The 6,000-nt window shown below is 70.5% G+C and carries 5 protein-coding genes; all 5 read right to left on the reverse strand.

Annotated elements, in window-relative coordinates; genetic code table 11:
• Positions 1-1,223: 1,223 nt before the first annotated feature.
• Positions 1,224-1,382: a DUF6760 family protein gene (locus ACZ69M_RS23900; protein ID WP_382150232.1), complete on the reverse strand. Its 159-nt coding sequence runs from the start codon at positions 1,380-1,382 to the stop codon at positions 1,224-1,226.
• Positions 1,379-1,855, reverse strand: coding sequence for a hypothetical protein (locus ACZ69M_RS23905; RefSeq protein WP_351301705.1), 477 nt, complete (start codon positions 1,853-1,855; stop codon positions 1,379-1,381). Before ACZ69M_RS23905 ends, ACZ69M_RS23900 begins: the two co-directional genes overlap by 4 nt.
• Entirely contained in the window at positions 1,855-2,298 is a 444-nt protein-coding gene (locus tag ACZ69M_RS23910) for a phage tail protein (RefSeq protein ID WP_054230236.1), read from the reverse strand. The genes ACZ69M_RS23905 and ACZ69M_RS23910 overlap by 1 nt, the downstream gene beginning before the upstream one ends.
• A 65-nt stretch (positions 2,299-2,363) precedes the next feature.
• On the reverse strand, positions 2,364-3,944 hold the full coding sequence (locus ACZ69M_RS23915) for a phage tail sheath subtilisin-like domain-containing protein (RefSeq protein ID WP_470052652.1): 1,581 nt from the start codon (positions 3,942-3,944) through the stop codon (positions 2,364-2,366).
• A 203-nt stretch (positions 3,945-4,147) separates the two neighbouring features.
• Positions 4,148-5,674 carry an eCIS core domain-containing protein gene (locus ACZ69M_RS23920; RefSeq protein WP_470052654.1) on the reverse strand — a complete coding sequence of 509 codons (1,527 nt, stop codon included), beginning with the start codon at positions 5,672-5,674 and terminating at the stop codon, positions 4,148-4,150.
• Positions 5,675-6,000 lie beyond the last annotated feature (326 nt).

Raw genomic sequence — 6,000 nt, forward strand, 5'->3', positions numbered from 1 at the left:
GTCGCACCGCTGCGTGCGGTCGGTCGTCCCGTTGGGGTTCCCGCCGCACGCTGCACCGGACGGCGTACCGGCGTCGCGTTCGAAGGCGGGGCGGACAAGGGCGCGCCCAGCCCCGAGCGTCGACGCGGGGGAACCGCGGTCGGGCTGCCGCCCGGAGTCACCGGAGCTCCTGGAGCGGTCGGTGCCGCCGCCGTCGGTGCTGCCGGAAGGGGGAGCGCTGGTACGGATGCCCCGGCCGACGGCTCGTCCCCGACGGACGGCGCCCCCGGCCCCGTACGTCCGGAACCGCCCGACGTACTCCGCTGGACCGGAAGATCGGACCCGGCTGCAGAACCGCCGCGCGATCGCGACACGGAGACGGGAGGCGCGACCGGGCCGGCGGAGGCAGCCGGTGTCCCGGAACCCGGGACCATGGCGGCGGGAGCCGAAGCCCGGGGAGCGGCGTCCGATGTCCGGGAAGCACTCACCGAAGCGGCAGAACCGACCGACGTTCCGCCACTGCCACTGCCACTGCCACTGCCACTGCCACCCGCACCTGCGCCGCCACCGGTAGCCGGGACGGTGACGGCGGGCGTCGACGGCGGCTCCGGTACGGACGGCAACGGCGCGGACGGCTTCATCGCCGGCAGAGCCCGTCGCTGTACCGCGGGCCTGGCCGGGGCTTTGGTCAGTGAAGTCGGGCGGGTGGCCCGGGGAGCGGCGGGCGTCACCCGTGGGCCGGCCGGCCCACGGGCCGCCACCGGGGAACTCATGCGCTGCACGGGCAGCGCACCGGTCTCCTCGCCCGACTCCACGGGCAGGGCCACCGGCAGGGAGAGCGAGGGGAGTTCGAGCCCGGAGGCAGGTCCCACCGGGGCGGCGAGCAGGCCCTTGACCAGTCCGCCGGGCGCGCCGTCGAGGACGGCGTGCGACAGCGTGCCGGTGAAGGAGGGGTTCTGCCAGGTTGTCAGACGACCGCCGAACCCGGCGTCGGCGACGGAGCCCGGCCGGTCCGTCGCCCGCTGGATCGGCGGCAGCGCGGGCCAGGCGGCAGGCCGGACCACACGCGCACCGGCTCCCCGCCCCGCACCGCCCGCCGTGGACGTATCGCTCACCCCGGCATCCGTACCGCCGGCCGGAGCCGAAGCGCCCGCCGGTCCGGGAGCGGACACGGCGGTGGAACCGCTGCCGGATCCCCGCTCGGGTCCGCCGCCCCGCAGCCGATCAAAAAGCCCCACGCCGTGTCACCTCTCTCCGGCGCCGCGGTTGACGAGTGCCGCGATCTGTTCCGTGTAGCCGCGCCGGTCGCGGTGTTCGAGATCCAGGATGGTCTCCAGGCTCCAGTGGAAGTGATAGGCGATGTACGCGATCTCCTCCTGGATACGGTCGGTCGCGTACGTCACGATTCCCCCAGGCGGCTCCCGCCGAGTTCGACCTCGAACGGCTCCTCGCAGTGCGGGCAGGTCACGGCGGCACGGGTGTGGCCCTCCGCGTTGACCTGACGGTAGAAGTCCTGCAAGAAGGCCAGGTCCGAGGCGAACATGTTCTCCACCACCCCGTCGTGCACCAGCGGAAGCGTGCCGAGCCGGGTGATGACCCGGCCGAGCAGCACGACCGACAGGTACGCCGGGTTCTCCTGCACCCGCATGTCCCGCAGGGGGACCAGCTCGTCGCGAGCGGTGGCGAGCCGCATCACGCCGTGCCGGTGCACGGTGCCGGAGTCGTCCACGTACCCACGCGGCAGCTCGAACTCGAACTCGGTGCGCAGCGGTTGCGCGGCTGCAGCCGGGGCCGGGGCCGGAGCCGGAGCAGCGGTCTGCTCCGGCTCCGGTTCGGCGACGGCCGCAGCCGCCGCCCTGGGAGCCGTACGGCGCATTACTCGATGACCAGTTCTTCGAAGGTGATCGTCACTGTCTCGGTGAGCGCGGACGCCTCGCCGGCCTTCACGGTGCTGGTGTCGATCTTGCTGCACCAGGCGTTGCGCATGTTGTACCGCTTGACCGGGTTGTTCATGTAGTCCATCACCATGATGGTGGCGTTCTTGCGGGCGGTGCTCATCTGACCGGCGACGGACTCGGTGATCCACTGGTTGAAGGCCGCCGACTGCGTCATACCGCGGACGACCGTGCAGGTGCCGGCCTTCTTCACACCCGGCAGCTTCTTCGTGACGGGGATGCCCTGAGAGGAGACCTGCTGGTACTCGATGACGTCCTGCTCGATGCTGAGGCCGCTGACCTCCGCGAGGTACTCGACCATCACACCGTCGATCTGGAGGCCGAAATTGTGTGAAGTAAGGGCGTCACCCGGCTGGAGACTCATCTGTTCTCTGTCCTTCTAGGGTTTCTTGGGCGTACGGGGCGGAGCTGGTGGCCGAGAGGGCGGTACTACTCCTCCAACTCACCGCTGCCGCTGGAGAACTGGGCCAGCCGGAAGATCACGAACTCGGCGGGCTTGACCGGCGCGATGCCGATCTCGCAGATGACGCGGCCGAGGTCGACCGACTCCGGCGGGTTGGTCTCCTCGTCACACTTGACGTAGTACGCCTCCTCCGGCCGCGAGCCGAAGAGGGCGCCGTTGCGCCACTCGTTGACCAGGAAGGCGGAGACATTGCGCCGGATCCGGGCCCACAGGGCGTGGTCGTTCGGCTCGAACACCACCCACTGGGTGCCGATCAGGATCGACTCCTCCAGGTAGTTGAAGTACCGGCGGATGTTGAGGTAGCGCCAGGCCGGGTCGGAGGACATGGTGCGGGCGCCCCAGACGCGGATGCCGCGGCCGGGGAAGGCGCGGATGCAGTTGACGCCGATGGGGTTGAGCAGGTCCTGCTCGCCGCGGGTGATCTGGAGCTCCAGGTCCACCGCTCCGCGTACGACCTCGTTGGCGGGTGCCTTGTGCACACCGCGCTCGGAGTCGTTGCGGGCCCAGATGCCGGCGACGTGGCCGCTCGGCGGGATCAGCCGGGACTGGCCGGTGGCCGGGTCGAAGGCCTTGACCCAGGGGTAGTAGAGGGCGGCGTACTTGGAGTCGTAGCCGGCCGTCTCCTGGCGCCACACCCGGATCTGACGGGCGTTGAGGCCCGGCGGGGGGTCGATGACGGCGACCCGGTCGCCCATCAGCTCGCAGTGCGCGATCAGACCGAGCTGGACGGCCTTGACGGCCTCCAGGTCGATGGCGCCGCGCTGGTAGGCGGCCATCAGGTCGGGGACGGCGACCATCGAGACCTCGTCCACGGCCTCCAGGCCGCCGAAGCCGGTGCGGTCGGCGGAGTCGCCGAGGTACTGGGCGGGGCCGGGGTGGCCGCCGTCCGTGGTGGCCGGGACGGCGGGGGAGGTGGCGGACGGGGCGGCGAGCGCCACCGTCTGGTTGTCGGGGCGGGCCAGCTGGGCGGCGGGCGCGGCCTCCTGCACGGCGATGAGCTTCGAGCGCTCCTTCACCTGGGTGACCACGTAGTTGCGGCCGCCCTTCTTGGCGGTCACGTCGAAGGTCTCGGCGACCTTGTCGCCGTCCTTGACGATCAGCTTGAACCGCTCGGCCGGGCCCTCGCCCTCGGGGTCGGCGACCTCGACGCTCAGCGAGCCGCCCGCGACGGCGCTCACCGAGAACGTGCCGAGCTGCTTCGGCTCGCCCGGCGGCAGCGCGGCCTGCGCGCCCGAGCCGGTCACCGCGGCGGGGGCCGCGGAGTCGCCCGAGGCGCCGCCGGGCGTTCCGCCGACCCGGACGACATAGGCGGCACTGCCGCCGTTGTTGAAGAAACCGTAGACGGAGTGCGCGAGGTAGTACCCGTCGGTGAACTCACCGAAGGCCGCCACGTACTGCGTCCAGTTGGTCACCAGTGTCGGCTCGTGCAGGGGGCCGATCGGGGCAAGACCGACGAAGGCCGCCACCGAGGTGCCCACGCCCTCGATCGGACGCGAGCCGCTGGCCACCTCCTCGACGTAGACGCCCGGCGACAAGTAGGACGGCATGCTCTGCTCTCCTCGGGGTACGAGATGGGACGTCACTCACCCTCACGCGCGAAGCGCGTCCCCGAAACGTCCTGCGGTGCCGGGTCGGGGGCAGCCGTGTTGCCCCCAGGGGCAATTCAGGAGCGACATTGCGGGGGAGGAGGGGCGCCGGCCCTCCGAAGATCGGCGCCTGACCGCTGTCGTACGGGTTGCGTTCCGCCGTACTAGTTGCTGATGCTCCACGCCCACGCGGCGCCCTTCGCGATTCTCGCCGCGAGCGTCAGGAAGTCCTGCTTGACGGCCTCCGGGGTCTTCTCCGGGGGGAAGAGCGGCTTGATCGGCGAGCCTTCGGGGAAGTCGGCCGACAGCAGGGCCCGGTAGCGGTTGTAGACCTTCGCGATGTCATTGCGGACCGCCTCCGATCCGCTCTTCGCGGGCGCTCCGAGGAGCCGGTTGTCATTCGTCGCCGCGATGGAGGCGACATCCATCAGGAAGCAGTCCAGAAGGTCGGTCACGTCCTGCTGCCTGGCGCCGTCCACCTGGTCATTCACGTCTTGAAGGAGACGTTCCGCCATTTCCGTGGTGACCGCCTTGTAGACCCCGTAGCGGGGGCCCTGGGGGATCGCGCCGAGCACGTGGTCGGCCTGCTTCGCCTCGGCCGAGTTCATGAACTTGGGCTGCTCCTCGAGACCGGGCACGGGGAAGGGCATCCCCTTCAAATGCTGTTCTTCGTCGAGGAGTTGAGGCTTTGCCTCCGCGAGAGGATGGATGCCGAACTCGTGGGAGAGCATTCCGACGATGTAACCGATGTCGTAGTTCTCGAAGTAGTACGCGGCGAGAATGACCTTTACACCCTCGTCCCCGTTGTCCTTGACCTCGGCCGGAGTGTCCGCGATCCGTTTCTCCAGGACGATGTCGCACGGGCGGCCGCGGAGGTAATCCTGGATGAGCTTGTGCTCCGACAGCAGCTGAAGAACGCGTTGGGCCTTGCCGAAGTACTCCGGGTATTTGTTGGCCACGTTGGTGAACGCGATCTTCCCGCTGGCCATGCGGGCCCGCTGGATCGGCAGTGCGGCGCGCTGCACCGGAGCCGCCTCGACCGCACCGGTGGACACCGGCCGGTTCTCCAGGGGGACCGGCCCGGACATGACGCGCTTCGCATTGGCCTCGGCCGCCTGCTCGAAGCTGTCCCCGGGGTCGGACATGTGCAGCCCGTTGCCGTTGTCGGTGCCCGCCACGGGACCTTGCCGCTGCTGGACCACATGCGTCAGTTCATGAGCGAGCGTGTGCTTGTCCGCGCCCCCGGGGCCGATGACCACATGGCTGCCGGAGGTGTACGCGTGGGCACCGATCTCGGCCGCGGAACGCTGCGCCACGGTGTCCGTGTGCAGGCGTACGTCGGAGAAGTCGGCGCCGAGACGGGCCTCCATCTCTGTCCGGACCCCGGTCTCGAGGGGGCTTCCCGTGCTGCGCAGGACGTCGTGGACCGCCGAACGCTGCACCGGCGCGGAGTGCCCGCACGCCGGGCCGTGTTCGTGGGCCTCCTGGGCCAGCAGTCCGGCGACCGCCGCGTTGCCCGCGGTGCGCTGGAGCGCGGTCACGGCCGACGGGGAGAATCCGCCGCCGGGGAGCAGGGCGGGTCCAGATACCGGGCCGACGCCCGCGGGCCCGTCCGTCCGCCGTGCAGCCGCCCGATCGGCAGGCCCACCTTTTCGGGCCTGCTGCTGGTCTGTCTGGCGTTCCTGCACCATCTGCCTCCTCGGCCGTCCGCGTGTGGTCCGCCGAGCGCACGGTCACACAACTCACCAGAAGAATGATGCGAGCGTCCTCCGCCCGGCCCGCAAGGTCATGGGGGGCCTGTCCGGGAGCAGACCCCGTGCCCGAAAGGGCCACGGAGTGGGTCCGCGTGACGTCTGGCGCTCCGTCCGGGAGCCGTGTCAGGGGACTTCCGGGCAGCGACTGTGCCCTCTGGTCTCCTGACCGGAGCGACGCCCCGGCCATAGCGTCGTCGGGTGAGCCTTTGGACTTCGCTGGAGCCTGCCTCCAGCACTGTGGATCCCGGTGGCAGCACCAAGGT

The sequence above is a fragment of the Streptomyces sp. NPDC107454 genome (assembly GCF_055582885.1).

What these genes read in the sequence shown, in the direction of transcription:
- ACZ69M_RS23905 (WP_351301705.1), bottom strand. Translation starts at nt 1,855, where the DNA reads ATGCGCCGTACGGCTCCCAGGGCGGCGGCTGCGGCCGTCGCCGAACCG.
- ACZ69M_RS23910 (WP_054230236.1), bottom strand. Translation starts at nt 2,298, where the DNA reads ATGAGTCTCCAGCCGGGTGACGCCCTTACTTCACACAATTTCGGCCTC.
- ACZ69M_RS23915 (WP_470052652.1), bottom strand. Translation starts at nt 3,944, where the DNA reads ATGCCGTCCTACTTGTCGCCGGGCGTCTACGTCGAGGAGGTGGCCAGC.
- ACZ69M_RS23920 (WP_470052654.1), bottom strand. Translation starts at nt 5,674, where the DNA reads ATGGTGCAGGAACGCCAGACAGACCAGCAGCAGGCCCGAAAAGGTGGG.